This is a genomic window from Actinokineospora sp. NPDC051303 (assembly GCF_055586285.1).
Genome location: NZ_JBVJIN010000040.1, coordinates 29,375 through 55,896, shown reverse-complemented (window position 1 = coordinate 55,896; position 26,522 = coordinate 29,375). Strand labels below are relative to the sequence as shown.

At 69.6% G+C, this 26,522-nt stretch carries 27 protein-coding genes; 12 read left to right on the top strand and 15 right to left on the bottom strand.

What is annotated here, in order from left to right; all coding sequences use genetic code 11:
* Positions 1–277 precede the first annotated feature (277 nt).
* Positions 278–520: a hypothetical protein gene (locus ACZ6SD_RS25320; RefSeq protein ID WP_465319476.1), complete on the bottom strand. Its 243-nt coding sequence runs from the start codon at positions 518–520 to the stop codon at positions 278–280.
* Between the two features lie 89 nt (positions 521–609).
* Between ACZ6SD_RS25320 and ACZ6SD_RS25315 the strand changes: the two genes are divergently transcribed.
* Positions 610–2,415, top strand: coding sequence for an ABC transporter ATP-binding protein (locus ACZ6SD_RS25315; protein WP_465319475.1), 1,806 nt, complete (start codon positions 610–612; stop codon positions 2,413–2,415).
* A complete protein-coding gene (locus ACZ6SD_RS25310) occupies positions 2,415–4,274 on the top strand; it encodes an ABC transporter ATP-binding protein (RefSeq protein WP_465319474.1) in 1,860 nt (619 codons plus the stop codon). Before ACZ6SD_RS25315 ends, ACZ6SD_RS25310 begins: the two co-directional genes overlap by 1 nt.
* Positions 4,275–4,277: 3 nt before the next feature.
* Here ACZ6SD_RS25310 and ACZ6SD_RS25305 read toward each other — a convergent pair whose 3' ends face one another.
* Both ACZ6SD_RS25305 and ACZ6SD_RS25300 read right to left on the bottom strand, forming a co-directional pair.
* Positions 4,278–4,865 (bottom strand): DUF2537 domain-containing protein, encoded by a 588-nt coding sequence (locus ACZ6SD_RS25305; RefSeq protein ID WP_465319473.1) that lies wholly within the window; start codon positions 4,863–4,865, stop codon positions 4,278–4,280.
* Positions 4,865–5,683 carry a TrmH family RNA methyltransferase gene (locus ACZ6SD_RS25300; RefSeq protein ID WP_465319472.1) on the bottom strand — a complete coding sequence of 273 codons (819 nt, stop codon included), beginning with the start codon at positions 5,681–5,683 and terminating at the stop codon, positions 4,865–4,867. Before ACZ6SD_RS25300 ends, ACZ6SD_RS25305 begins: the two co-directional genes overlap by 1 nt.
* A 175-nt stretch (positions 5,684–5,858) precedes the next feature.
* Between ACZ6SD_RS25300 and ACZ6SD_RS25295 the strand changes: the two genes are divergently transcribed.
* Both ACZ6SD_RS25295 and ACZ6SD_RS25290 read left to right on the top strand, forming a co-directional pair.
* Positions 5,859–7,358: a glutamate-cysteine ligase family protein gene (locus ACZ6SD_RS25295; protein ID WP_465319471.1), complete on the top strand. Its 1,500-nt coding sequence runs from the start codon at positions 5,859–5,861 to the stop codon at positions 7,356–7,358.
* A 51-nt stretch (positions 7,359–7,409) separates the two neighbouring features.
* Positions 7,410–8,045, top strand: a complete 636-nt coding sequence (locus tag ACZ6SD_RS25290) for a superoxide dismutase (protein WP_465319470.1) — start codon at positions 7,410–7,412, stop codon at positions 8,043–8,045.
* 347 nt (positions 8,046–8,392) lie between these two features.
* Here ACZ6SD_RS25290 and ACZ6SD_RS25285 read toward each other — a convergent pair whose 3' ends face one another.
* The 3 genes from ACZ6SD_RS25285 to ACZ6SD_RS25275 are packed head-to-tail and all read right to left on the bottom strand — an operon-like array spanning position 8,393 to position 9,658.
* Positions 8,393–8,587: a DUF397 domain-containing protein gene (locus tag ACZ6SD_RS25285; protein ID WP_465319469.1), complete on the bottom strand. Its 195-nt coding sequence runs from the start codon at positions 8,585–8,587 to the stop codon at positions 8,393–8,395.
* A 3-nt stretch (positions 8,588–8,590) separates the two neighbouring features.
* Positions 8,591–8,785 (bottom strand): DUF397 domain-containing protein, encoded by a 195-nt coding sequence (locus tag ACZ6SD_RS25280; protein ID WP_465319468.1) that lies wholly within the window; start codon positions 8,783–8,785, stop codon positions 8,591–8,593.
* Between the two features lie 3 nt (positions 8,786–8,788).
* Positions 8,789–9,658 (bottom strand): helix-turn-helix domain-containing protein, encoded by an 870-nt coding sequence (locus ACZ6SD_RS25275; RefSeq protein ID WP_465319467.1) that lies wholly within the window; start codon positions 9,656–9,658, stop codon positions 8,789–8,791.
* 332 nt (positions 9,659–9,990) lie between these two features.
* Between ACZ6SD_RS25275 and ACZ6SD_RS25270 the strand changes: the two genes are divergently transcribed.
* The 3 genes from ACZ6SD_RS25270 to ACZ6SD_RS25260 are packed head-to-tail and all read left to right on the top strand — an operon-like array spanning position 9,991 to position 11,111.
* Entirely contained in the window at positions 9,991–10,362 is a 372-nt protein-coding gene (locus tag ACZ6SD_RS25270; RefSeq protein ID WP_465319466.1) for a hypothetical protein, read from the top strand.
* 60 nt (positions 10,363–10,422) lie between these two features.
* Positions 10,423–10,722, top strand: coding sequence for a hypothetical protein (locus ACZ6SD_RS25265; protein ID WP_465319465.1), 300 nt, complete (start codon positions 10,423–10,425; stop codon positions 10,720–10,722).
* Positions 10,719–11,111, top strand: a complete 393-nt coding sequence (locus tag ACZ6SD_RS25260) for a hypothetical protein (protein ID WP_465319464.1) — start codon at positions 10,719–10,721, stop codon at positions 11,109–11,111. Before ACZ6SD_RS25265 ends, ACZ6SD_RS25260 begins: the two co-directional genes overlap by 4 nt.
* Positions 11,112–11,162: 51 nt before the next feature.
* Here ACZ6SD_RS25260 and ACZ6SD_RS25255 read toward each other — a convergent pair whose 3' ends face one another.
* The 4 genes from ACZ6SD_RS25255 to ACZ6SD_RS25240 form a co-directional block, all read right to left on the bottom strand.
* Positions 11,163–12,419 carry an MFS transporter gene (locus ACZ6SD_RS25255; protein ID WP_465319463.1) on the bottom strand — a complete coding sequence of 419 codons (1,257 nt, stop codon included), beginning with the start codon at positions 12,417–12,419 and terminating at the stop codon, positions 11,163–11,165.
* 104 nt (positions 12,420–12,523) lie between these two features.
* Positions 12,524–12,970, bottom strand: a complete 447-nt coding sequence (locus tag ACZ6SD_RS25250) for a MarR family winged helix-turn-helix transcriptional regulator (RefSeq protein WP_465319462.1) — start codon at positions 12,968–12,970, stop codon at positions 12,524–12,526.
* Positions 12,971–13,022: 52 nt separating this feature from the next.
* Entirely contained in the window at positions 13,023–13,415 is a 393-nt protein-coding gene (locus tag ACZ6SD_RS25245) for a YunG family protein (RefSeq protein ID WP_465319461.1), read from the bottom strand.
* Positions 13,412–14,872: an NCS2 family permease gene (locus tag ACZ6SD_RS25240; RefSeq protein WP_465319460.1), complete on the bottom strand. Its 1,461-nt coding sequence runs from the start codon at positions 14,870–14,872 to the stop codon at positions 13,412–13,414. The genes ACZ6SD_RS25245 and ACZ6SD_RS25240 overlap by 4 nt, the downstream gene beginning before the upstream one ends.
* A gap of 17 nt (positions 14,873–14,889) precedes the next feature.
* Here ACZ6SD_RS25240 and ACZ6SD_RS25235 point away from each other — a divergent pair, with 17 nt between their 5' ends.
* Positions 14,890–15,168, top strand: a complete 279-nt coding sequence (locus ACZ6SD_RS25235) for a DUF2530 domain-containing protein (RefSeq protein ID WP_465319459.1) — start codon at positions 14,890–14,892, stop codon at positions 15,166–15,168.
* A gap of 349 nt (positions 15,169–15,517) precedes the next feature.
* On the opposite strand, the gene ACZ6SD_RS25230 is transcribed toward ACZ6SD_RS25235, so the two are convergent.
* Positions 15,518–18,466 carry a sacsin N-terminal ATP-binding-like domain-containing protein gene (locus ACZ6SD_RS25230; RefSeq protein WP_465319458.1) on the bottom strand — a complete coding sequence of 983 codons (2,949 nt, stop codon included), beginning with the start codon at positions 18,464–18,466 and terminating at the stop codon, positions 15,518–15,520.
* A complete protein-coding gene (locus ACZ6SD_RS25225) occupies positions 18,463–19,884 on the bottom strand; it encodes a DUF3027 domain-containing protein (RefSeq protein ID WP_465319457.1) in 1,422 nt (473 codons plus the stop codon). The genes ACZ6SD_RS25230 and ACZ6SD_RS25225 overlap by 4 nt, the downstream gene beginning before the upstream one ends.
* Before the next feature lie 58 nt (positions 19,885–19,942).
* Here ACZ6SD_RS25225 and ACZ6SD_RS25220 point away from each other — a divergent pair, with 58 nt between their 5' ends.
* From ACZ6SD_RS25220 to ACZ6SD_RS25210, 3 genes are read left to right on the top strand one after another with little or no spacing between them, the layout of a single operon-like run.
* A complete protein-coding gene (locus ACZ6SD_RS25220) occupies positions 19,943–20,737 on the top strand; it encodes a glutaminyl-peptide cyclotransferase (protein ID WP_465319456.1) in 795 nt (264 codons plus the stop codon).
* A gap of 53 nt (positions 20,738–20,790) precedes the next feature.
* The gene (locus ACZ6SD_RS25215; protein ID WP_465319455.1) at positions 20,791–22,719 is read left to right on the top strand and encodes an MFS transporter; all 1,929 of its coding nucleotides are present in this window, start codon (positions 20,791–20,793) and stop codon (positions 22,717–22,719) included.
* Positions 22,720–22,729: 10 nt separating this feature from the next.
* Positions 22,730–23,185, top strand: a complete 456-nt coding sequence (locus ACZ6SD_RS25210; RefSeq protein ID WP_465319454.1) for a DUF2771 family protein — start codon at positions 22,730–22,732, stop codon at positions 23,183–23,185.
* A 253-nt stretch (positions 23,186–23,438) separates the two neighbouring features.
* On the opposite strand, the gene ACZ6SD_RS25205 is transcribed toward ACZ6SD_RS25210, so the two are convergent.
* Positions 23,439–23,825 carry a cold-shock protein gene (locus ACZ6SD_RS25205; protein ID WP_091452784.1) on the bottom strand — a complete coding sequence of 129 codons (387 nt, stop codon included), beginning with the start codon at positions 23,823–23,825 and terminating at the stop codon, positions 23,439–23,441.
* A gap of 200 nt (positions 23,826–24,025) precedes the next feature.
* On the opposite strand from ACZ6SD_RS25205, the gene ACZ6SD_RS25200 reads away from it, so the two are divergent.
* Positions 24,026–24,217, top strand: coding sequence for a hypothetical protein (locus ACZ6SD_RS25200; RefSeq protein WP_465319453.1), 192 nt, complete (start codon positions 24,026–24,028; stop codon positions 24,215–24,217).
* Here ACZ6SD_RS25200 and ACZ6SD_RS25195 read toward each other — a convergent pair.
* Positions 24,214–24,795 (bottom strand): HAD family hydrolase, encoded by a 582-nt coding sequence (locus ACZ6SD_RS25195; protein WP_465319478.1) that lies wholly within the window; start codon positions 24,793–24,795, stop codon positions 24,214–24,216. The two genes, ACZ6SD_RS25200 and ACZ6SD_RS25195, sit on opposite strands and share 4 nt — an antisense overlap.
* A gap of 42 nt (positions 24,796–24,837) precedes the next feature.
* Entirely contained in the window at positions 24,838–26,490 is a 1,653-nt protein-coding gene (locus tag ACZ6SD_RS25190) for an AMP-binding protein (protein ID WP_465319452.1), read from the bottom strand.
* Positions 26,491–26,522 lie beyond the last annotated feature (32 nt).

Below are 26,522 nucleotides of genomic sequence, written 5' to 3'. Positions count from 1 at the left end.
CCACCGAAAAACTCAACGAACTCCTGATCAACCACGGTGTCGCACCCACCACCTGAGACCAAGGCCCCAAAGAAACCACTCCACCCCATCGAGCAGACCCCGCCAAGCCCGAGACCCCACCCCCGCGAACCCGCGCGACGGCATACCCCACCCTCCCCGGGGGGCCGCCCCGCTCCAGTCTATCGGCTCTGGGGCCGAAAAGAAGGGGAGCGCGAAACCTGTGGATAACTCGGCACGCTTGTGGACAACCCGCCCTCGTGCGCTTGACAAAAGCCAGCTAGAGAGTAGTGGCGGGCACCGCGTCCAGCAGGTTCAGGTCCCAGCCCTCCCGTTCGCACCAGTCCTCCGCGGCTTCGCGGGTCAACCAGGTGGCGGTGTCGGGGCGGGAGCGGCCAAGGCGGGTCCAGCCGTCCGGGGCCAGCAGGTGCAGTTGGCCGTCGCGGAGGGCTAGGAGCCTGCCCTCGGGGAAGGCCATGCTCGGTTCCGTGCGGAGGAAGCGCACGGCGTCCGGTCGTGTCATGGGGACATGATGCCGTGCGGGGTGCCGGAAAACCGGATGACCGTCCGCACCGGGGATCGCTAACGTCCTTGTGGAGGACAGGGAGCGACATGGACGCGACGTCGGTTCAGGGGAAAGGCGATTCCACACCTACCAGCAGCATCGCGGCTTTGCGGCGGCTCACTCCTTATCTGCGGCCGGTTCGCGGGCGATTGATCGGGTCGGGCGCCGCGGTGCTTGGGTCGATGATCTGTGGGCTGATGATTCCGCTGGTCATCCAGCGGGTGCTGGACGGGCCGGTCGCCAGCCGGGACACAGGGCCGCTGCCGTGGCTGCTGTTGGCGGTCGCGGGGTTGGGGACGGCGGAGGCGTTGCTGTTCTACCTGCGCCGCCGGTTGGTGGCGCGGGCGAGCACGCGGGTCGAGGCGGAGTTGCGCGCCGACCTGTACCACCACTTGCAGCGGCTGCCGATTTCCTTTCATGACCGGTGGCAGTCGGGGCAGTTGCTGTCGCGGGCGGTGTCGGACCTATCGACCCTGCGCCAGTTCATCGCGTTCGCCGGGATTTTCCTGGTGGTCAACTCGATCACGCTGGTGCTTGGGCTGGTGGTCCTGTTCTGGCTTTCGCCGGTGCTCGGCCTGATCACGCTCGTCTTCGCCGCGCCGCTGGTGATGATCTCCTCGCGGTATGAGTCGGGGTACCAGGTGCTGGCGCGGCGGTCGCAGGACCAGGTGGGCGACCTGACGACCACTGTCGAGGAGTCGGTGCTGGGCATCCGGGTGCTCAAGGCGTTCGGCAGGGGGCCCCGGATGACGGCGCGTTTCCTCAAGCAGGCCAACGAGTTGCGGGACACGGAGCTGGCGAAGTACCGGCTCCAGGCGAAGCTGTGGTCGGCGATCCTGCTGCTGCCCGAGCTGGGCATCGCGGCCCAACTGCTGTTCGGCACGTTCCGGGTTGTCGACGGGACGATGACGGTCGGCACGCTGGTCGCGGGGGTCACCGTGGCCAGTTACCTGAGCTGGCCAACGGATTCGATCGGCTGGCTGCTGGCCGAGTCGAACCAGGCGGCGACCGCGTCGGCGCGCTACTGGGAGGTGCGGGACGCGCGAATCACGGTGACAGACCCGGATTCGCCGCGCCAGCTGCCCGCGGACGGCACGGGCGAGGTGCGCTTCCACGACGTGCGGTTCCGGCACACCGGTTCGGGGCGCGAAGTGCTGCGCGGGGTGGATCTGACCGTCCGTCCCGGTGAGACGGTCGCGCTGGTCGGGCCGACCGGGTCGGGGAAGACGACGCTGACCGCGCTGGTGCCGCGCCTGGCCGATGTGACCGGGGGCAAGGTGACCATCGACGGCGTGGACGTGCGCGATCTGCGGCTGGCCGAGCTGCGCACGGTCGTGGCGATGGCGTTCGAGGACCCGGTGCTGTTCTCGGCGAGCGTGCGGGAAAACGTGGCTCTCGGCTCGCCCGGGGTCACCGACGAGGATGTGCGGGTGGCGCTGCGGATCGCGCAGGCCGAGGACTTCGTGGACCGGCTGCCGTGGGGCCTGGACACCCGCATCGGCGAGGAGGGCCTGTCGCTTTCCGGCGGGCAGCGGCAGCGGCTGGCCCTGGCCCGCGCGGTCGTGGGCAAGCCGCAGGTGCTGGTCCTGGACGACCCGCTGTCCGCTTTGGACGTGCACACCGAGGCCGAGGTCGAGCACGCCTTGCGCAGCGTGCTTTCCGGGGTCACGGCGCTGGTCGTGGCGCACCGGCCGAGCACCGTGCAGCTCGCCGACCGGGTGGCGATGCTCGACGGCGGGCGGATCACCGCCGTGGGCACGCATTCAGACCTGCTCGCCACCAATCCCGCCTACCGCAGCCTTCTGTCCACTATGGACGAACCGGCGGACACCGACGAGGAAAGCGTGGCGTGATGACCACCCCAGCGCCCAACGGCGCGGCCGACGACGATTTCGCCTGGCGGGGCGTCGCGACGGAGGACACCGAGGAAGTCACCCACGCCGTCGGGGTGAAGCTGCACGCCCGCTCGCGCGCGCTGCTGGCCACCCTGGTGCGCCCGGTGGCGGGGCGGACCGCGCTGGCGTTTCTGTTGGTGGTGCTGGAAAACATCACGCAGCTCGCCGGGCCGCTGCTCATCGCGGCCGCGATCGACACCGGCATCCCGAACGCGATCGCCGGGGACACCACGGTGCTGGCGTGGTGCGTGGGCGGGTACGCGTTCTGCGGCGTGGCGTCCGCGGTGGTGTGGAACGTGTTCCTGCGGCTGTCCAGCCGCATCGGCCAAGCCCTGCTGATCGACCTGCGACAGCGGATTTTCGAGCACGCCCAGCGGCTTCCGCTGTCGTTCCACGAGTCCTACACCTCCGGCAAGGTGATCTCCCGGCTCACCAGCGACGTCGACGCGCTGGACGACCTGCTGGAGGTCGGCATCGATGACCTGCTCACCGCGGTCCTGTCGCTGGTCGGCATCTCCGCGCTGATGCTGTGGCTCGACCTGCCGCTGGCCCTGTTGGTGCTGGCCGGGCTGGTGCCGCTGGTGCTGGTCACCCGCTGGTTCTACCTGCGCTCGAACCTGGCGTACCGCAGCACAAGCGGCGCCATCGCCAAGATCATCGTGCAGTTCGTGGAGAGCATGAACGGCATCCGCGCGGTGCAGGCGTTCCGCCGCGAGGGCCGCAACGAGTCGATCATGGGCGGGCTCAACGTCCGCTACCGCGACGCCAACGCCGACGCGCTCACCGTGATGGCCCGGTTCACCATGAACGTGCGTTTGGTGGGCAACCTGACACTGGCGCTGGTGCTGGCCATCGGCACGTGGCGGGTGGTCGACGGCGGCCTGGAACTGGGCGTGCTCACGGCTTTCCTGCTTTACCTGCGCCGCTTCTATGACCCTCTCGATGATATCGCGCAATTCACGAACGCCTACTCCTCCGCCATCGCCTCGCTGGAGAAGATTTCCGGTCTGCTGCAAGAGAAACCGGAGGTCGCCGAGCCGGAGAAGCCGACGCCGCTGCCGGAGAACCCGGGCAGGCCGGGCCGCTCGATCACCTTCGAGCGCGCCGAGTTCCGCTACAGCCCGGCGACTCCGGTGGTGCTGCCCGCGTTCGACCTCACCGTGCCCGCCGGGCAGACGGTGGCCCTGGTCGGCCCGACCGGCGCGGGCAAGTCGACGCTGGCCAAGCTGGTGGCCCGGTTCTACGACCCGACCTCGGGAACCGTGCGACTGGACGGGATCGACCTGCGCGAGGTGTCCGATGTGGACCTGCGCCGCGCGGTGGTCATGGTGACCCAGGAGAACTTCCTGTTCAGCGGCTCGGTCGCGGACAACATCGCGCTGGGCAAGCCGGACGCGACCCGCGCGGAGATCGAGGCGGCGGCGCGGGCGGTCGGCGGGCACGAGTTCGTCACCGCCCTGCCGGAGGGCTACGACACCGACGTGCGCAAACGCGGCGGCAGGCTCTCGGCGGGCCAGCGGCAGGTGATCGCGTTCGCGCGCGCCTTCCTGGCCGACCCGGCGGTCCTGGTGCTGGACGAGGCGACCTCCAGCCTCGACGTGCCGACCGAACGCGTGGTGCAGAAGGCGTTGGAGTCCGTCCTGGCCGACCGCACCGCGCTGATCATCGCCCACCGCCTGTCGACGGTCCTGATCGCCGACCGGGTCCTGGTGGTCGACGGCGGCCGCGTTGTCGAAGACGGCTCCCCCACCGCGCTGATCAGCGCGGACGGCCGCTTCAACGCCCTGCACACCGCCTGGCGCGACTCCCTGGTCTGAGGGTCAGTCGCCGAAGATGATGAACGGGAGCGCCAGCCAGCCCAGGGCGATGCCCGCCGCGACGCCGACCGCGACCCAGCGCCAGGTCGGGGCCTCGCGGGCCAGCCAGACCGAGGGCAGCAGACCCGCGCTGACCACGAGGTTCGAGCCGATCGCCAGCAGGGGGTTGGTCTGGTAGAGGGTCACCGCCAGGGTGAGGACCGCGGCCAGGACCAGCACCATGGTGAACGCGGAGATCAGCAGCCCGGTCCCCCACGGGGTGGGCTCGGCGGGCACGGCTTTCTGCTCCGGCTCGGTCACGGCGGCGGGTGGTTCCACGACTGACACCTCTCCGGAAAGCGGGTCCACGTAACTGATCGGGACGCCCATGGCGCTGGCGACCCGGGTGGCGAGTTGGTGACCGCGGCGGGAGACGACGTGCGCGGCGGAACCGGCTTCCCCGGTCTCGCTGCGGCGCACGGCGCCGACCACGCGGGCCCACTCGTGCAGGTCGGCCGACAGGTCGCCGCCGAGGGCGAGGCTGTTCGGGTCGACCTCGCGGGCGCCGTCGCCGACGAGGACGGCTCGCTCGTCCTTGGCGCGCAGTTCCATCAGCTACCCCCTTCGCTGGACGCGGTGAGCGCGTAGAAGGCGACCGCGGCGGCGGTGGCCACGTTGAGCGAGTCGACCCCGCCCGCCATCGGGATCTTGACCGCGGCGTCGGCCGCGGCGATCGCGGCGTCGGTCAGCCCCGGGCCTTCCGAGCCGAGCAGGACCGCCACCCGTTCACCCGGGCGGACCACGTCGGGCAGCGGGGCCGAATCCGCCCGAGGGGTGAGCGCGAGCACCCGGAACCCGCTGTCGCGCAGCCACTTCAGCGCGTCGGGCCAGGGCTCGATCGGCGCGAACGGCACGGCGAGGACGTGCCCCATCGACACCCGGACGCTGCGCCGGTAGAGCGGGTCGCTGCATCCGGGGCCGAGCAGCACGGCGTCGACGCCGAGGGCGGCGGCGTTGCGGAACAGCGCGCCGAGGTTCTCGTGGTCGCCGACGCCTTCGAGCACCGCAACGGTGCGGGCGCGCTCGATGAGGTCGAGCGGGTCGGGCGCGGGCGCGCGGTCGGCCGAGGCCAGGACACCACGGTTCAGATGGAAGCCGACTGTCTCGGCCATCACCTCGGCGGTGGCGACGTAGGCGGGCGCGTCGATGCCGTCAAGGTCCTCGGCCATGGCCTCGATCCGGCGCCGCACGCCGAGCAGCGCGCGCACCGGGTAGGGCGAGGCGAGCAGCCGCTGGACCACGACGACGCCCTCGGCGATCACCAGGCCGCGCCCGCCCGGCCGGTCCGGCCGCCGGTCGGCCGTCGACAGGTCGCGGAAATCGGCGAGCCGAGGGTCCCCCGGGTCGCTCACCTCGATCACCTGCGCCACAGGGGCAGTCTCCCACGTCGGTCCCGGCTGTGAACCCAGATCACATCTTGCTCGCTCTGTGTTACACCCACATAACGCACGGCACCACTTTGGCCGCTAGCCCGGAGGTGATCATTGTGTAAATGTTGACCTCCCGGGCACGTGCCGGACCGCGGGCCGGCAGACGGGAGGCGGCATGGGGCAGGACGTTTCGACCAACGCTTTCAGCCGAGAAGACCGACAGCGTTACCGCCATAAGGTCCAGCGGTGCCTCGACGCCCTGGAGCGGATGCTCGCCGAGGGCGGGTTCGCCGACTCGCCGCCGCGGATGGGTGTGGAGATCGAACTGAACCTGGTCGACAACGCCCTCCAGCCCGCGATGCTCAACCGAACGGTGCTGGAAAAGATCGATGACCCTTGCTACACGGTCGAACTGGGCCAGCACAACCTGGAGCTCAACGTCCGCCACAGACCGCTGCATGGCGAGCAGTCCGCCGAACTGGAGGCGGAACTGCGGCTCTCGCTGGCCGACGCGGCGGCCAAGGCCCAGGACGCAGGCGCGACCCTGGTCATGATCGGCTCCCTGCCGACGCTGCGCCGCGAGCATTTCGACGCCAAATGGCTTTCGCACAGCCCTCGTTTCCGCGCGCTCAACGACGAGATTTTCGCCGCCCGCGGCGAGGAGCTGATGCTGCACATGGAGGGCTCGCCGATGCCCGGGCAGCGCCCGGAACGGTTGCGCGCCATGCAGGACACCATTCTCGCCGAGTCGGCGTGCACGTCGACTCAGCTGCACCTGCAAGTGGCGCCGGAGTCGTTCGCGGCCAACTGGAACGCCGCGCAGTGCCTGGCTGGCGTGCAGGTGGCGATCGCGGCGAACTCGCCTTTCCTGCTGAGCAAAGCGTTGTGGCACGAGACGCGGATTCCGCTGTTCCTGCAATCCACCGACACCCGGCCCGACGAGCTGAAAAACCAAGGCGTGCGGCCACGAGTGTGGTTCGGGGAACGGTGGATCACCTCGATCTTCGACCTGTTCGAGGAAAACGTGCGCTACTTTCCCGGCCTGCTGCCGGAGCTGGACGACGAGGACCCGTTCGAGGCGCTGGCCGCCGGGCGGGCGCCCAAGCTGGCGGAACTGCGGCTGCACAACGGCACGATCTGGCGATGGAACCGGCCGGTCTACGACGTGACCGAGGACGTGCCGCATTTGCGGGTGGAGAACCGGGTGCTGCCATCGGGGCCGACCGTGGTCGACCTGATCGCCAACGCGGCCTTCTTCTACGGCGCCCAGCGCGCGCTCATCGCCGAGGAACGTCCACTGTGGACGCAGATGTCGTTTCAGGCGGCCGAGGAAAACCTGCACGCGGGCGCCCGGCACGGCTTCGACGCGCAGCTGTACTGGCCGGGCATCGGCTGGGTGCCGCCGGACGAGTTGGTGCTGCGCAAGCTCCTGCCGATGGCGCACGAGGGCCTCAGGGACTGCGGGGTCTCCGACGCCTGCCGGGAGCGATACCTGGGCGTCATCGAACGCCGCTGCCTGGCCCGGCGCACCGGCTCATCCTGGCAGCGCGAGACCGTGGCGCTGCTGGAGACGCGCGGGATGGCCAGGGACGCGGCGCTGGTCGGGATGCTGCGCCGCTACATCCGCCTCAGCGCGGCGGGCGAGCCGGTGCACACCTGGCCGGTCGACCTGTAAGGCTTCTGCCAGTATGTTGCAATTAGTACCGACTGGCAACAAGGAGACCCCGTGGCGCCCTACGCCCTGCCCGACCTGGACTACGACTACGGGCAACTCGCGCCGGTGATCATCGGCGACATCAACGAACTCCACCACAGCAAGCACCACGCCGCGTACGTCAAGGGAACCAACGACACCCTGGAGAAGATCGCCGCCGCCCGCGACAAGGGCGACTTCGGCGCGATCGTCGGCCTGGAGACCACCCTGGCGTTCAACCTCGCCGGGCACACCCTGCACAACCAGTGGTGGAAGAACCTCAGCCCCGACGGCGGCGACAAACCCACCGGCGAACTCGCCGCGGCCATCGATGAGCACTTCGGGTCGTTCGACAACCTCCGCGCCCAGCTCAACGCGGTCTCCGGCACCATTCAGGGCTCCGGCTGGGGCGTGCTGGCCTGGGACCCGGTCGGCGAGCGGCTGATCACCCAGCAGCTCAAGGACCACCACTCGAACCTGTCGATCGCCACCACCCCGCTGCTGGTGTTCGACACCTGGGAACACGCGTACTACCTGCAGTACAAGAACGTGAAGACCGACTACATCGAGAAGCTCTGGAACATCGTCAACTGGGCCGACGTCACCGCCCGCTTCGACGCCGCCCGCGCCGGGAGCAACGGCCCGCGCCCACCCGCCCCCGCCGAGTAACCCCCAGGACCCGGCGGCGGATGCTCCGACAAGTTGAACCCGCCGTGTGAAACGCGAGACCCCCGCGCCGGACGCTTGGCGCGGGGGTCTCGCTGTTCCCGAACTGACTGCCGCTCCCACCACGAAGCGACGAGACTTAGGTTAGCCTTACCTCTCTGTCGACGCAAGAGGGCGCGCCTCAATGTTCCGCAAAGACGGTCCCTATACACCCGTTTGGCGCAACGCTCCTGCCGGGGCGTCGAGTTGTCCACAGGTTGGGGAAGTTGTCCACAGGCCGTGGGGCGCTCCCTTGACACCAGGGCGCGACTGGTCACTGGAGGCGGGACGCCCCTAAAGCCTGGGCAGAGTCACCCGTTCTCGATCTTCCCAACAAACCGCTCCCACGCCGTGCCCGGAACAGCAAACGCGTGGGCAACGTTTTTCGAGTCCCGGATGTGCACAGTCGTTGCCCCGTCGTTGACGAAGCGCGTTTCCACGCAGGCGTCATTTGCGCCACCGCTGAAACTACTCTTGAACCAACCAGAGTCCAGGGCATGGGCCATTGCCTAGAACCCCTCCACCTTCCCGACAAACCGCACCCACGCCGCAACCGGGACAGCAAACGTGTGGGCGACGTTCTTCGAGTCCCGAACATGCACCGTCGTCTCCCCTGCACTGACGAAGCGCGTTTCCACGCAGTGGTCATTTGCGCCACCGCTAAAACTGCTCTTGAACCAACCGGAGTCCAGGATGTTCGCCATTGCCTAAAATCCCTCCAACTTCACCTTGATGACTTCTTCCGATTCCTTAGGGTCGAGCGCCAGACCCTTGAGCCTGTCGAAGGCGCGGAACATTCGCTGCGTATCCTCCGGCTTGTGCAGATAGGTCGAAGGTCCGTAAGTAACGGGAAGGAAACCCACAGGACGCAAGATCGGGCCAAACTCGAACAACGTAAGTCCGCTACCGTGAACCGGGTTGTCCCAGACGGTTCTGGGCACGATCTGGACGGTGAGGTTCTTGCGGTTCCGGATGGCATCCAACATGTAAACCAGCTGCGCCCGCATCACACTGGGAGAGCCGACACCAGCATCGAATGCGTCTTCGGAGAAGAACTGGTATACCCGCTTGGGTTCCGAACTATGGAACACTCGTCGTTGCCGTTCAAGCCTGAAAGCCACCCGACTTTGCCGCTGTTGGTCGTCCAGCTCGTCCAGCCAGACGCCCTCTGTCGCCCGAATCAGAGCATCCATGTATTCCGGGCTTTGAATCTGCGCGGGAAATACACTGATCACATAATCGTGGATGACCCGAGCTTTGGCCTCCAAGTACGCCACCCGTCGCCATGAGTCAGGACCCAGGTCCGTGTACGGGTCATCGGTCGGAGGTTTGCGGGCCTCGACCCCAAGCGCCTGCAACTCACGAAGCCGTTGACCTTTCGCGCCCAGAAAGATGGCCAACGCGGTCAGCTCGTCGTCGGTCAAAGTGGCTTCGCCGTTGAGCAGATTCACCATGCGGGTGCGCGACTTCCGGATGCACGCGCCCATGTCGTCCAGCGTCCGGCCGGACTCCTCACGTAGCTGGCGCAATGCCTCACCGAGGAACACTCTCGGCATCGTCGCTACGCCCTTAGCCATCCGGCCCTTCTTCCTGCCTTCGCTCTTGCTCGGTCGGCGCGGCCTGTCAACCCCCGACGGCGAACATCGCCCGTTCGGGGCAACATTCCGGGTACGTGTATCCCTAGGAGCGCAAGTAGGGTTACATGTCCCCTACGGGTACTTGTACCCACCGGTCAGGTCGGACGAGTGGAGGCGTCTGCCATGTCAGAGCAGTCTAGAGCGCCGCACGCGGCGCAGACCCGGGGCACGGGGGTTACCCCTCGTTCGGCCGTGGACTCCCTGGTGGCACGACCCCAGCGGGGTCTTGACCACCCTCATCAAACCAATTCCGCTACAGAGAGGAAGAGTTCGTGAACGAGATTGCCGAGCAGGAAGCAGCGATCACAGCGGAGCCGCCGCCGTGGACCAAGGAGGGGTTCGCCAACGTCGTGCGGGAGCTGGCGGCCGACGAGTCCCCGCAGCTGTTCGCCCTTGTCGAGGAGTACGGCGACGCGGACAACGCCCTCGTCGCGGCCTACGGGCTGGCCTACGAAGACCGAGCCGAGGTCACCTCCGTGGCGGGCGGCTTCCACCTGACGGCCCAGAGCGCCGAAAGCGCCCAGCGGCTGTTCCAGATCCGCCGTCGTTCATCGGGAGTCAGCCAGACCCACCTGGTGTGGTTCGTTCGCAGTGCGGCGATGTCGACGCTCCCCGATGAGCACGCCGCCATGCCGCGCGGCTGAACACCCACTCCCCCACCACCCACCGAATCGAACCCAACCGTGTCCCATTTCCCGATCTCCTTGATCAATTCCGTCGACATCGCGAAAGGAGAGATCGAGTACAGCGTCCGCGAAGACTGCCTGGAAATGAGGGTCAGCCAACCCGGAATCAACCTGATCCTCAGCCTTACCGACGAGGCCGTCGTCACCCTGACCGGAATACTTGAACAAACGCTGCCCACCCTACGGGAGTGCTCCATCCTCCAGGCCGAGGATCTCCCACCCTACGGTTACCACAAGGCGTTCATCGGCATGCCACCAGCACCAGGTCACGACCAGCCCGGCGACCACCCGTTCCAGCCGGTCGGACTTCGCCGATGAACGCCCCCTCGGCCGCGGTCACCGGCACCTACGATATCGGCACGGGGGAAATCGAGTACACCATCAACCGAAACCGCCTGGAGATCCAGTTCGGCGAACCGGAAACCCCCCTGACACTGTTCCTCAAGTTGTCCGACATCACCGCCGCCACTCTGATCGAGATATTCAGGCGCACAACGCCGATCATGCGGGCGCACTCTGTCCTGATGAAAGAAGACGGGAAACTGCCACCCCGCGGCTACCACAAAGCGGTCATCGGAACGCCACTGCCGCCGCCCCGCGTCACCCGGACGGCAACGGTCGGACCCGACCAGGACGGCCCGTGGGATGCGCTCAATCCAGCGGCCCGCCGCGACAGACGACGCGCTCGCCGCCCCTTGGGGAAGTGACTAGGACACCAGAAACCGGCCCGGCCGTGGAGTTGGGCCGGTTTCTGCTGGTCAGCGGGAGACCGGTGTGCGCCCGCGTCTGGTCAGGAGCCTGCCCCAGTGAGGTGTCGGGTGGTCGACTCCGCCTCGGCGGATGAGGGCCAAGCCGCAGGTCACCGCCGCCATGGCCGCGATGGCGCCGCCGATGATGAAGGGGGAACGGCCGCCCCATTGGTGGGCCATCCAGCCGGTCATGGGGGCGCCGATGGGGTTGCCGCCCAGGAAGACCAGCATGTACAGGCCCATGACCCGGCCGCGCATCTCCGGGGCTACGGCCAGTTGCACGGTGGCGTTCGCGGTGGTCATGAAGGTCATCACGCTGAAGCCCACGGGAATCAGGGCCAGGGCGAACGTGGTGTAGGTGGGCATGAAGCCGACCAGGATTTCCAGGAGGCCGAAGCTCAGCGCGGAGCCCAGGAGGACACGGGTTCGGGGGGCGCTGCGGCGGGCGGCCCACAGGGCGCCGGTGAGGGTGCCCACGGCCAGGGTTGTGGTGAGCAGGCCGTAGCCATCGGCGTCGCGGTGGAAGACGGTCGCGGCGGCGACGGCGAGGCTGACGAAGAAGGTCATGCCGAAGGTGCTGACGAAGAACACGAGCACCAGCACCGACAGGATGTCCGGGCGGTGGCGGACATAGCGCAGGCCGTCGCGGAGTTGGCCTTTGCTGCGGACCAGTTTCGTGCCCCGGATCAGCCTCGCCGGGTCCATTCGCCACAGGGCGACGATGACGGCCACGGTGAACAGGGCGTTGGCCAGGAACAGCCAGCCGGTGCCGATGAGGATGATCAGGCCGCCCGCGATGGCCGGGCCGACGACGCGGGCGAGGTTGAAACTGGTGGAGTTCAAGGCGACCGCGTTGGCCACCTGGGCACGGCCGACGATCTCGGCGACGAACGACTGGCGCACCGGCACTTCCACCGCGGAGAACGAGCCGAGGACGAAGCACAGCAGGTAGACATGCCACACCTGCACCACGCCGGTCACATCGAGCAGGCCGAGCACCAGGGCGCACGACGCGAGGCCGATCTGCACGCCGATCAGGAGTTTGCGTTTGTCCAGCCGGTCGGCGAGCACGCCCGCCCACAGGGAGAACAGCAGCGTCGGCAGGAATTGCAGCGCGGCGGCGACGCCGAGGGCGACCGGGTCGTTGCCGGTGAGCACCAGCACCAGCCAGTCCTGGGCGATGCGCTGCATCCAAGTGCCCACATTGGACACGACACTGCCCGCGGCGAACAGTCGGTAGTTGCGGATGCGCAGCGAGGAGAACATCCCTGGCCGCTGTTTGTCCGAAGTGGATGGTGGAGGTGCGGTCGGCCTAGGCGGGGGCAGGGAAGAGTCGCGCTGCTCTCGGGTTCCGTCCGCGTAGGCTCGCACTAGTTCTGGTTCCCCGCCATCCTGTCGATGATCTCGGCGGCCTGGGCGAGGATCGCTCGCTCACCGTCGTCGAGTTCGGCCAATCGTCGGTCCAGCCACGCTTCGCGCGCGGAGATGTCCGCCTGGATGTAGGCGGTCCCCGCCTCGGTCAGCGCCACGATCGCCTGCCGCCCGTCCCGCGGGTGCGGGGAGCGGGTCAGGTAGCCCGCGTCTTCCAGGGCCGCGATCACCCGGGTCATCGACGGCGGCTGCACGCCTTCCTTCGCTGCGAGTTCCCCCGGCGAGAGCGGACCACACTTGTGCAGGCACGACATCGCCGAAAGCTGGGTCAGGGTGACCTGGGAGCTTGCTGTGCTCGCGCGCTGGGCCCGGAGCCTGCGGTTGAGCCGCACCACGGCCAGTCGCAACCGGCTGGTGAGCGCTCGTTCGGCTGACTCCTCCGACACGATCGTTAGCATAACTCACTAAACGGTCGTGTACTACCGGTTACGTCCTAGGTCACAGCCCGTCGAGCGCCCCGAACACACGCGCCCGCAGCAGTTCGTACTGCTCTCGGCAGCGCCGGGGCGGGCCTGCCGGGCGGGCGACGACCTCGCCCGGCCCCACCAGCTCGTCCACCGCGAACTGCTCCCTGGTCAGGTCGACCTCGATCGCGCCTACCCGGTTCCACCAGTGGTACCGGACCCGACAGCCCAGCCCACCACCAGCGCGGACCTCGGCGAGCACGAGGTCGCCGCCGACCAGATCGTGCAAGACCAGCGCGGTGGGGCCGCACTGGCCGCGGGCGGGGTTGTTCGGGCGCCAGTCCGCCAGGTCGTCGGGGTCGCAGGTGTCGCGGCCCCAGCCCGCGCGGATCGCGGCCTCGATGCCCGCCAGCGTGGGCGGGGTCATCCGAGCGCCGCCTTGATCGGGTCGATGGCGAAGTAGACGACGAACGCCGCGGCCACCGCCCACAGCAGAGGGTGCACGCCGCGGGCCTTGCCGGTGACCGCGCGCAGCAGGACGTAGCTGATGAACCCGGCGCCGATGCCGTTGGCGATGGAATACGTGAACGGCATGACCACGATGGTGAGGAACGCGGGCAAGGCGACCGTGAAATCGGTGAAGTCGATTTCCCGGATCTGGCTCATCATCATCGCGCCGACCACGACCAGCGCCGGCGCGGCGGCCTCGATCGGGACGACCCGGTAGAGCGGGGTCAGGAACATCGCGGCGAGGAACAGCAGGCCGGTGACCACATTGGCCAACCCGGTTCGCGCGCCCTCGGCGATGCCCGCGGCCGACTCGATGTAGACCGTGTTGGAACTCGATGACGCCGCGCCGCCCGCGACCGCGCCGACGCCGTCGACGAACAGCGCCTTGCTGGTGTTCGGCAGTTGGCCGTCCGCGTCGACCAGGCCCGCTTCCTTGCCCAGGCCGGTCATCGTGCCGATGGTGTCGAAGAAGTCGGTGAGCACGAGGGTGAACACCAGCAGCGCCGCGGTGATCGCCGGGACCCGCCACCACGCGCCGAAGGAGATGTCGCCGACCAGCGACAGGTCCGGCAGCGACAGCACCTCGTCCGGCAGCGCCGGATAGCCCAGGTTCCAGCCCTTCGGGTTCACCCCACGCGACGGCCCGACCTTGGCGATGGCCTCGATGACCAGGGACAGCGCCGTCGCGGCGAGCACGCCGATGAGGATCGCGCCACGCACCCGCTTCGCGACCAGGACGCCCATCAGCACCAGCCCGACGACGAACACCAGCGTCGGCCAGGACGCGATCGACCCGTTGATGCCCAGCCCCACCGGCACCGTCGTGCCAGCGCTGTCCGGGACGCGCCGCACGAACCCGGCGTCGACCAACCCGATCAGCGCGATGAACAGCCCGATGCCCACCGCGATCGCCGACTTCAACGGACCCGGCACGGCGTTGAACACCGCCGTCCGCACCCCGGTGACCACCAGCAGCAGCACGACGATCCCGTTGACCACCACCAGCCCCATGGCCTCCGGCCAGGTCATCTGCGGCGCGATGGTGACCGCCACCAGCGTGTTGATGCCCAGCCCGGTGGCCAGCGCGAACGGGAAGTTCGCGACCAGCCCGAACAGGATGGTCATCACCCCGGCCACCAGCGCGGTCACCGCCGCGACCTGGTCGACCGGCAGGATGTCGCCGAACAGGTCCCGGTGCGCGGCGGCGTCGTCCGCGGCGAAACTGCCGATGATCAACGGGTTGAGCACCACGATGTAGGCCATGGTCACGAACGTGACGAGCCCGCCGCGCACTTCCCGGGCAGGCGTCGAACCCCGTTCGCTGATCTTGAAGAACCGGTCGAGAGCGGAGCGGGGCGGGGTGTCCGTGGCCATGCCGTAGCCTCCCGGTTGTGGCCGGACCGACCGAAGACCAGGCCCCCCTGCGCCCCGTGCCCCCGCTGCCGCGGCGGCTGCTGGCGCTGGGGCCCATCGTGTACCTCGGGACCGGCGTCTGGTTCCTGGCGGCGATCGTCCTGCTGATAGCCCGCTACGGCTTCGACAGGACGCCGCCGATCTGGCTGTGGACGGCGTTGTCCGGTGCGGCTCTGGGCATAGTAGGCGCCCTGGTCATGCTGTGGCAGCGTCGTGCGGCGAACCGGGGGTCTCGGGGGGCGCAGAAGCTCGACTAGTCCTTGCTGGGTTCCGTGGCTGGCTTCTGTGGGGCTGCTCTCTGGGGTTCCGTAGGGCGTGGCTTGGGTGGGGTTGCTCGATGGGGTGGAGTGGTTTCTTTGGGGCCCCTATGAAGGAAGATCCCGTCGTGGGAAAGACGGGTGGGGTGCCTTCGGCCCCACGACCACGGCGAGTTTAGGGATCTTCCTTCACCCCCAAAGAAACCACTCCACCCCATCGAGCACTGGGCGAGCCTCGGTTCGGCTTCGTGGGGGGGTTGGGTTCGCTCCCTGTTCAACCCGTCTGGTGCTTGGCAGGGTTGGGTACGGCTTTGCGGGGGAAGGCAGATGAGGACAGGCTCAGGTGAGCTCAGGTGAGGTAGTGGGCCGGTTCCTCGATCAGCGCGGTGAAGGTGTGTCGGTCGGTCCAGCGGTCGGTGGTCCAGGCCAGGGCGCGGGCCAGGGCTTCCGGGGTGTCCTCGCAGTGGACGACGTTGTCCACCACCCACCAGGTCACATTGTGTTCGCCGGTGGTGGTGCGGACTAGGAGTTTGTCGTGGACCATGGCGCTGCCGATGGGGATCTCCACGTGCAGGAGTTCGCAGGCGGCGGCTACCGCGCCCAGGTCGGACCAGGGGACGGGGTCGCCGGTGGAGGTGATCTCGCCGCCTACCTCTTCTGTGGCCAGGGGGAGGTCGAGCAGTTCCGCCAAGGGGTCGGCTAGGGCGAAGTCGGGGCCAGCGGAGACCACCTGGTCCTCGTCCAGGACCGCGAGGAGCCAAGGGGCGTCGAGGACAACGCAGTCGGTGGACACGGTGCCCGCGAGGGTGCGGGTGTGCTCCGGGAGGCGGACGTCGGCTGGGTCGAACAGCTCGTCGGAGACGGCCTCGGCCAGGGCGGCGTGGGTGCGCAGGACCGCGCCGGGGTGCAGGGCGCGGTCGGGGTCGCCTAGGCGGATCAGCAGGTCTTCGGCGTCGTCGGCGTTGTCCACGCGGAGTTCGGTGCGCACGCCGATGGCGGCCAGGACTCGCGGGTCGACGCCGATGTCGGGCAGCACGTCGTACAGGCCTGCCAGGTCGTGGGCCTCGGGGAGTCGCCAGTCGGTGGGGGCGGCGCCGTCGAGGACGGCGTTGCGGGCGATCCACCAGCCGGTGTAGCCACCTGGCTCGTGCAGGGCTCGCCAGGTGTCAGGCTCGGCGGCGAGCAGGCTCAGCGCGCGCGGCCAGGCGTCGTCGGTGACCAGGTCCAAGTCGCGGACGGCGAGGACGCGGGCCGGGGGCTCAGGCTGGGCGTCCCACCAGTCGGGCTCGTCGGCCAGGCCGTGGTCGGGGCCGGTGGGGGCCTCGTCCACGACCAGCGCGAACGCGTCCAGGACGCCGAGGGCGGTCAGGACATGCTCGGGCCACTCCGCGGCGACCGACTCGGCCAGCACGCCGACCGGCGCGTCCTCGTCCAGCACGTCCAGCAGCGGGGAGCCAGGCAGCGCGAGCTCGTCCGCGCGCCGCCAGTCGCCCACCGAGTCCGGCAGCGCCAAAGCGCCCAGCCAGGGGCGTTCACCGGTGCGCACACCGGCGTCGCGCACCAGCCGCAGCACGACCGACACTAAGCCGGAAATGTCCACACCGGACTCGGCGTCGTCCAGGCTGCGTTCCACCGCGTCCTGCAGGCCGCCCGCGTCGAGCAGGTCGACCGCGCTGCCGCGGTGCGCGCCGAGGCGTTCGAGCACCGGGTGCGCGGCCAGCGGGTGAACCACGCGCAGCGCGCCCACTTCGCTGCGGGTCAACAGGTCCAGCAGTTCCGCGTCGTCGACCAGGACCGCGCCGCGCGGGCCGGGCAGGGTGCGGCCATCGGCGAGCGGGACGGGCAGGCCGCCCAGCTCCATGCGGGCGGTGGCGTCGGTCTCGGCCGCGGGCGCCAGCGCCGAGTACAGGCGGTGCCACCAGCGCGGCGAGCGGGTGGTGCCGGTGATCGCGGCGACGACCTCGGCCAGCCGCAGCCGGGGCACGTCCAGGGCGGCGAGCGCGGCGGCGTGCGGCTGCCCGGACAGGGCGCCGTCCGCGAGGTTCGGGATCACCTCCGACAGCAGGTCCGCCAAGCCGTCCGACTCGACGTCGAGGACTTGCGCGCGGGCGGGCGCGAGCCAGCGCGGCTCGTCATCGCCCGCGGCTGGCAGCCAGGATGCCTTGCGCAGCGCGGAAAGCAGCAGCTCGCGCAGCTTGTCGTCCACTTCGGACAGCGGGAAGCCGACCAGCGGCACCAGCGCCGTCCGGTGCTCGGCTGGCGCCAGCGCCACCAGGTCCGGGTAGGCGCGAGCGGCCTCGGCGAGCACCGCGTCGGCCGCCGCCCCTGGCCGCAGCCGACGCCGCGACGGCTCGATCGGCAGCGTCGCCACCAGCCGCGCGGGCAGGGACAGCCGCTCGTCGGTCGGGGTCGGCGCGTGCAGCACATCGTCGCCAAGGGGTTGCGGCACACCGTCTTGGTCGACCTTGGCCGCCCAGCAGACCGTCCACTGTGGCCGTTCGCGGGCCTCGACGCCCAGGCTTTCCACGATGTCGCGCGGCAGCACACCCTCGACGCGGTGCAGCAACCAGGACACCACACCATCGGGCCCGTGGATCGCCACCCGCGCCGGATCGGCGTCGACCCGCCACCACGCGGCGTCGCCGATCTCGATACGGCCCAGGGCGGGCAGCGCGAGCAGCAGATCGACCGCCTGCGCGGCGAACCCGGCGAGCAGCGCGGCGCCATCCACGTCCGCGCGCAACGGCAGCCGCACCTCGGTCGCGAACCCGGTGGGCGGTCGCTCTTGCGCCGCCGTGGGCCACACCAGGCGCAGCACGGGAACGCGCCCACCGCGGTCGGCGGCCCGCGCGGCGAGTTCGGGGTGGTCGGCGAGCGCTCGGCGGGTCTCGTCGGCGGAGAAGGCGACTCCCCCGTTCGCCGACACCACCCTCGGCGCGTCCGTGACGGCGAGGACAGCGGCGAACCCGACGCCGAACTGCCCGACCCCCTGCGCTGGCCGCTTCGCCGACGCCCGCAGCGACGCCAGCGCGGTCACCCCATCGGCGTCCAACGGCCGCCCAGTGTTGGCCGCCCGCAGCTCACCATCCACAAAGGACACCCGAAGCGTGCCCGCCCCCTCGGCGGCGTCGGCGGCGTTCTGCGCCAACTCGACCAGCAGCCGGTCCCGGTACCCGCCGAGATAGAGGTCTTCCTCAGCGTTGGCGTCTTCCCGAAAGCGGGTCGGCGATGAAGCCCACGCGCTCAGCACGGACGCTCGCAGCGCCGCGGTGCCGAACGGGTCGTCGGGGGCGCTCACCCGCGCTGGTCGGACTCGGGCTGACCGGACGGGTCAGCGGCGATCTCACCCAACTCCACCCCGGCCACCGCCTGCTCGACGGCCGCCTCGGAAGGCTGCCCGGCACTCTCACCCGCGTCTTCGACACCCGCGGAATCCACCGAGTCGGCGATCACCGCGGACTCGGCAGGCTCGTCACCGGCGGACGCGATGCCCGCGGGAACGCTGGGTTCGACACCGGCCCACTCGCCCACCGGCTCAACCGACGCCTCAGCTGCGTCCGGCTCGCCAGCGGCCTCGCCGACGATCGGTTCGGCGGACACCTCTTCACTCGACTCGCCCGCCACATCCGGCCCAGGGGTCTCCGACTCCACAGCCACGTCGACCGTTTCAGTCGACTCGGCCGCCGCCTCCGGCCCAGGAGTCTCCGCATCGGCCTCGACCGGCACTTCCGGCTCCATAGCCGCATCGACCGCGTCCGGCTCGGCCCCGGTCGAGTCTTCCGCACCGGGCTCGGCGGCGCTTTCCTCGACGAGAGGTTCGCCAGTCGCGGCGTCGGTCACCTCGACTGTGTCAGCGGGGGCGGCCTCGTCCACGGGCGCGATCTCGGAGACCTCGGCCATCTCGGCGGCGGACTCGTCCTCGGCCGACACCTCGTCGTCAGCGGAAGGCTCGTCGTCGGTCGGGGTGACGTGCACGATGTCGAGCTGGGCGTCGTCGTAGATCAGGTCGGCGACCAGGACCGGGGAGACCTGCTCCACCTCGGCCTCGGAGTGGGCGCCGCAGCCGTAGCCAGCGTGCACGACGCGGCCGTCAGCGGGGGCGATCTCGTTGCCGCAGACCCCGAAGGCCGCGCTCAGCGAACCCGCCACCGGCAGGTAGAAGCCGCAGGTGCCGCACGGGGCCGGGGCGCTGCGGGCCATGTCGGCTCCGGGGCCGAACTCGCCGCTCTGCCAGCGTTCGGCGGCGTCAACGCGGCCGAAGCGGGACAGCACCCGGGGCCGGCCCAGGCCGGTCTCCATGGCGACTTCCTCGACGGCCGGGTCGTCGGACTGGAGGTACGCGGGCGCCAGACGCGGGTCGTCCGGCGCGGTGGGCAGCAGGTCGCCGACGCCGAGGTCGCCCGCCTGGACCCGGTCCTGCCACGGCACCCACGGCGGCGCGACCAGCGCGTCCGGCCCGGGCAGCAGCACGACCTCGCTGACGGTCACCGGCTCGCCCTGGCCAGCGCTGGCGACGGTGACGGCCCAGCGCCAGCCGCGGTAGCCGGGTTTGTCGGCCTCGAACAGGTGAGTGGCCGAGTTCGCGTCCTCGACGCGCACGGAGACGTGCTCGCCGACCTCCGCCCCGGCCTGGACCCGCGCGGCGGCGCGCGCGAACTCGACCGCCGCGATCAGCGCGGGGTCGGTCACGGCTTCTGGAGCTGGCGTCGAGGTCATCACGCCTGATTGTGCCCCACGCCCCGATCGGGCCACACAGCCGTGTCACGCTTGTGCCGTGTCCGCCCGTCTGACCGCGCTCACCGCCGCCGCCGCGTGCCTCGCGGCGGGTTGCGCGACGAGCGCGCCCGCCCCCGAGACCCACCCGGGCACCCCCCGGCTGCGGGCCGAGGTGATCGCCGAGATCCCGCACGACACGGCCGCGTTCACCCAGGGCCTCGAACTCGCCGACGGCGTCCTCTACGAGGGCACCGGGCAGGAAGGCCGGTCGGAGCTGCGGGCCACCGACCCGGCGACCGGGGCCGTCCGGAGCCGCACAGCGCTGCCGCCGGACTTCTTCGGCGAGGGCATCACCGTGGTCGGCGACCGGATTTGGCAGCTCACCTGGCAGGAGGGCGTGGCCATCGAGCGCGACCGCGCCTCCCTGGCCGAGCGCCGTCGGGTCACCTACGAGGGTGAAGGCTGGGGCATCTGCCACGACGACGCGGGCGGCAGGCTGGTCATGAGCGACGGCTCGGACGTGCTGACCTTCCGCGACCCGGACACGTTCGCCGAACTCGGCGACGTCCGGGTCCGCGCTGACAGCGGCCCGGTAAGCAAGCTGAACGAGCTGGAATGCGTCAACGGCACGGTGTACGCGAACGTCTGGCAGACCGACCAGATCGTGCGCGTCGACCCCGAGACCGGCGCGGTCACCGCCATCGCGGACCTCTCCGGCCTGCTCCCGCCGCGGCAGCGGGCGAACACCGATGTGCTCAACGGGATCGCCGCCGTCCCCGGCACCGACGAGTTCCTGGTGACCGGCAAACTGTGGCCGAAGCTCTTTCGGGTCCGGTTCGCCGAGGGCGGCTGAGAACTCGCCCCGTCCGAGTACTGCTATAGCCCTCGGTACGGCAGGATGGTCCTGTGATTCGCAACGGCCCCGCTGATCAGCCGCCATCCGGCCGCCGAGGCCGCGAAGGCCGGTTCGGCGCGGGCCGAAAAGCCCGCCGGGGCTGGGCCGACGCGCCCCAGCCGCCCTGGCGCGACCCGGAGCCGCCGCACCCGGAGCCCAGGCAGCCGAGAAGCTGGACCCACCGCGAGCCACCGCCGCCGCGCAATCCCACGCGCAGGCTGGAGCGCCCCGACGAGCCGGACTACGAGACCTACGGCGACCGGTACCGCGACAGCCAGTACGACAGCCAGTACGACCACCGGCACGGCGACCGCTACGACGACCGGTACCGCGACCGCTACCAAGACCGCCGCTACGACGACCGGTATGACGACCGATACGACAGCCGGTACGAAGACCGCCGCCCGGATAGTCGCTATCCGGACGAGCACTACCGCGATAACCGCTACCGCGACAGCGCTGACCGGGACGAGCACTACCGGGATGACCGTTACCGCGAGGAGCCGCCCGCGCCCGGCGCACCGCAGTTCCCCAAGAAGCTGACGGTCACCCGGGTCGCCGCGCTGCGCGGCAAGCAGCTGACCAGCCAGGCGGTGAACGCCTTCCACAAGGCGACCAGGGCCGACGGCGCGGACAAGTCCGGCCTGACCTCGCTCACCTACGCCACCATGCTCAACTACGCCGGTGACGCCGCGATGGCCGTCGCGCTGGCGAACACCCTGTTCTTCTCCGCCGCCAGCGGCGAGAGCAAGGGCAAGGTCGCGCTGTACCTGCTGATCACCGTGGCCCCGTTCGCGCTGCTGGCCCCGGTCATCGGCCCGATGCTCGACCGGCTCCAGCGCGGGCGCAGGCTCGCCATGTGCGCGGCCTCGGCAGGCCAGGCGCTCATGTGCGTGATCATGGCCCTGCACTTCGACGACTGGATGCTCTACCCGGCGGCACTGGGCAAGATGGTGCTCTCGAAGTCGTTCACCGTGCTCAAGGCGGCGATCACTCCGAGAGTGCTACCGCCAGAGATCACACTCGCCAAGTCCAACGCGCGGCTCACGGTGTTCGGGCTGGCCGCTGGTGGGGTGTTCGGCGCGTTCGCGGCGCTGTTCGCCAACATCTTCGACTCACCGGGCGCGCTCTGGTTCACCGTAGTGATCTGCCTGTTCGGGGCCGTCCAGGCGCTGCGCATCCCCGCCTGGGTGGAGGTCACCGAGGGCGAGGTCCCCGCCTCCATCAGCGCCCACCCCAAGCAGGCGAAACGCCAGCCCATGGGCCGCCACGTGGTGGTGTCGCTCTGGGGCAACGGCACCATCCGCGTCCTCACCGGCTTCCTGATGATGTTCGCCGCGTTCGCCGTCCGCGCCGAACACGAGGCCGCCCCGTTCCAGCAACTGCTGCTGCTCGGCCTGATCGCGGGCGCGGCTGGCCTGGGCAGCTTCGTCGGCAACGGCATCGGCGCCCGACTGCACGTGGGCAACCCGGAGCAAGTCGTCCTGGGCTGCGCGATCGGCGCCCTGACCTCGACCGTGATCGCCACCTTCGCGGCGGGCATCGTCACCGCCGCCCTAGTCGGCCTAGTCGGCGCCATCGCCAGCGCCCTGGCCAAGAACAGCCTCGACGCGGTGATCCAGGACGACCTCCCGGAGGAGTCCCGCGCGTCGGCCTTCGGCCGCTCGGAGACCGTGCTGCAACTGGGCTGGGTGTTCGGCGGCGCCGTGGGCGTCCTGCTGCCCCCCATCTGGTGGGTCGGCTTCCTGGTCGTCTCCGCGATGCTGGCCCTAGGCCTAGTCCAAACCCTGATGTCCCGCCGAGGCGCCACCCTCATCCCCGGCCTGGGCGGCGACCGCCCAGCTCACCCCGGCCGCGCCACCCGGCAACCAAGGGGCCGTTTCCGCCCCGCCGCGCTACCCGAGGGACCACCACCGCACACCGTCCACCAGGACCCGTAGGGTCGCACCCGTGCGCCGAGTCCTGACCGCTGCCCTGGCCTGCACGGCCGCCGTCCTCACCGCCTGCGGAACCCCGCAGCCCCCCGAGGTCACCTTCTACGCCGACGGCAACACAGTCCGGGTGACCCCGCAAATCCTCTGCGAGGTAGGCACCCAGGAATGCCTCCAGAACGAGGACGCGGTGGCAAGCCTGCACATCCGCCCAGGCAAACCAGTTCAGGTCTCAGTCCCGGCAGACATAGCCCAAAGCCCCTGGGGCGTCGCCTTCTCTTACCTAGACCGCGAAGGCAAACGAGTAGACGCCAGCAGCCGCGTCTTCTTCCCCAAGGACAACCAGTTCGCCTACACCCTCGAACTACCGGACAACGCAGACCGCCTACTGATAGCCGCAGTCCAGAAACTGGCGGTCATCAACGGAGACCAACTCCTGGTCAGCGGCTACTGGATCCTGCAAGCCCGCCCCTAAGAAGAACCCTCCTGCCAGGCACTCGATGGGAGCGGAGACAGCGAACCCAACCCCCCTGCCAGGCCGAACCAACGCCCGCCAGGTGCTCGATGGGGTGGAGTGGTTTCTTTGGGGGAGAAGGAAGATCGCTAAGCTGGCCGCGCGTGTGATGCCGAAGGCTTCCCACCCTCTTTCACACGGGCGATCTTCCTTCGTAGGGGCCCCAAAGAAACCACTCCACCCCATCGAGCAACCCCACAAAGACCCCAGCAACCTACGGATCAAGCTCCCGAGCCACAGCCCGCACAACCTCAGCCATCCGCTTGGTCACCTTCCGATCCGGATACCGCCCCCGGGCCAGATCAGGCTGAACCGCCGACTCCAGCATCTTGATCATGTCCTCGACCAGCCCGTGCAGCTCCTCAGCGGGCCGCCGACGCGCCTCGACCACCGAGGGCGGCGCGTCGATCAGCCGGACGGACAGCGCCTGCGGCCCCCGTCGACCGTCCGCGACGCCGAACTCGATGCGCTGCCCGGCCTTGAGTCCGGGCACCCCCGCTGGCAGCGCGGACGCGCGGACGTAGACGTCCTCGCCACCGTCCTGCGTGACGAACCCGAAGCCCTTCTCCGAGTCGTACCACTTGACCTTGCCGGTCGGCACTGATCTCACCGTTCCCTCGTCGTCTTGTCTCGCCCGCGCGGCACTGACCCTCGCCCCGCGCAAGACGAACGCGCCCTGGGGCGTGCCCGGGGCGCGTCACTCCAGCCTATGCCACGGCTCTAAGTTCGCCTCAGCACCACCTCAGCGTTACCCGGTGGCTTCGCTGAGGGCGAAACGGTTCGCACGCCTATCCTGTTCCCATGACCGCCTCAACACACGGCGACCGGGCTCCGCGCGTCGCGTTCCTCTTGTTCGCCGTCGGCCTGCTGGCGGTCGTCGCGATCTTCGTTCTCGCCGCCCTTGACCGGCAGGCGCCGTGGCTGTGGGCGGTGTCGATGGGCCTGCCCGCCGGTCTGGTCGTCGGCGTCGTGCACGTCGTGCGCCGCCGCTAACCGCCTAGGTGCCCGGCGAGCCAGGCCGGGAACTCGGCCAGGCTTTCCAGCACCACGTCAGCGCCTGCCGCGCGCAGGTCAGCGGCGGTGTAGGGGCCGGTGGCGACGCCGACCGGGACGGCTCCGGCGACCAGGGCGCCCGCGATGTCGCCGCCGTGGTCGCCGACGAACACGCCCGCGCCGTGCTCGATGAGGGTCTCGCCCTTGGCCTCGGCCCAGCGCTCGCCCACGACCACATCGACGTCCCAGCCGAGCGCGGCGAGGTGGCGGACGGCGTTGGGACCGTACTTGCCGGTGACGACCAGGGTCCGCCCGCCCGCCGCCCGCACGGCGTCGAGGGCTTCACCGGCGCCCGGTAGCGCCACCGTCGCGGGAATGACCAGTTCCGGGTAGAGCGCGCGAAAGCGATCCACCAACGCGGGAATCCGCTCCTCCGGGGCCTCGAACCCCTGGAGGATCAGTTCCAGCGGCGGCCCCAGGTTGGCCGCGAAGCGCTCGCCGTCCAAGGCCAGCCCGGACTCCTCGGCCAGCGCGTTCATCGCCGACACCATGCCCGGCCGGGGATCGATGAGCGTCATGTCCAGGTCGAACCCGACCACCAGGCTGGTCACGCGCCCATCCTAGGCGGGTTCGGTCGCGGCGTCGGCGAGGCCGAGGATTTCGACGGCGGCCTGGCGCATTTCGACTTTGCGGATTTTCCCGGTGACGGTCATGGGGAACTCGGTCACCACGTGGACGTAGCGGGGGATTTTGTAGTGGGCGAGTTTGCCCGCGCAGAACTCGCGGATTTCCTCGGTGGTGACGGGGGCGGCGCCGTCGCGCATGCGGACCCAGGCCATCAATTCTTCGCCGTAGCGGTCGTCGGGAACGCCGATCACCTGGGCGTCGAGGATTCGGGGGTGGGTGTAGAGGAACTCTTCAATTTCCCGCGGGTAGATGTTCTCGCCGCCGCGAATGACCATGTCCTTGATGCGGCCGGTGATGGCGAGGTAACCGTCGTCGTCCATCACCGCTAGGTCGCCGGTGTGCATCCAGCGGGCGCTGTCGATCGCCTCTGCGGTTTTGTCGGGTTGGTCCCAGTAGCCGAGCATCACCGAATAGCCGCGGGTGCAGAACTCGCCGGGCACACCCCTGGGCACGGTCAGGCCCGTTTCCGGGTCGATGATTTTGACCTCCAGGTGCGGGTGCACCCGGCCGACCGTGGACACGCGGCGGTCGATGGAGTCGTCGGCGCGGGTCTGCGCGGAGACCGGGGACGTCTCGGTCATGCCGTAGCAGATGGCCACTTCCGCCATGCCCAGCCGGTCGATGACCTGCTTCATCACCTCGACCGGACACGGTGAGCCCGCCATGATCCCGGTGCGCAGCGCGCTCAGGTCCACCGTGTCCACGGCGGGTTCGGCGAGGATGGCGATGAACATCGTCGGCACCCCGTACAGCGCGGTGCAGTTCTCTTCCGCGACGGCGGCCAGAGTGGCGCCCGGATCGAACGCGGGGGCCGGAATGATGACGCAGGCGCCATGACTGGTGGCCGCGAGATTGCCCATGACCATTCCGAAACAGTGGTAAAAGGGAACCGGGATGCAAATGCGGTCGTGCTCGGTGTAATGGCACAGCTCGCCGATGAAGAAGCCGTTATTGAGGATGTTGTGGTGCGACAGGGTCGCGCCCTTGGGGAATCCGGTTGTGCCGGACGTGTACTGGATGTTGATCGGGTCGTCGGCGGAAAGGGTGCGGCCCACCGCCGCCAAGTCCGCGGTGCTCTCGTCGCGGACGAGGTCGTCCCAGGACTCTTCGCCGATGAGGACGACGTCCCGCAGCGCCGCGCAGTCCGGGCGCGCTTCCTCGATCATCGCCGCGTAGTCGGACGTCTTGAACGACGGCGCGGAGACCAGTGTCCGGATGCCCGCCTGGTTGAGCACATACCGCAGCTCGTGCCCGCGATAGGCGGGGTTGATGTTGACCAGGATCGCCCCGATTTTCGCCGTCGCGTACTGCGTGAACACCCACTCCGCGCAGTTCGGCGCCCAGATCCCGACCCGGTCGCCCTTGCCGACGCCGAGCTCAAGCAGCCCGCGCGCCACGGCCTCGACCTCCGCCGCCAGCTCCCGGTACGTCCACCGCCTGCCGGTGGCCCGTTCCACCAGCGCCTCCCGCTCGCCGTGCGCGGCGACGGCGCGGTCGAAGTTGGCGCCAATGGTGTCGCCGAGCAGCGGCGTCCGCGACGTCCCTGACGCGTAGCTGGGCAGTGCTGGCTGGGTCGTCGCTGGCATCGCTGGCCCTCCCGGAGCTGGCTGAGTCCTGA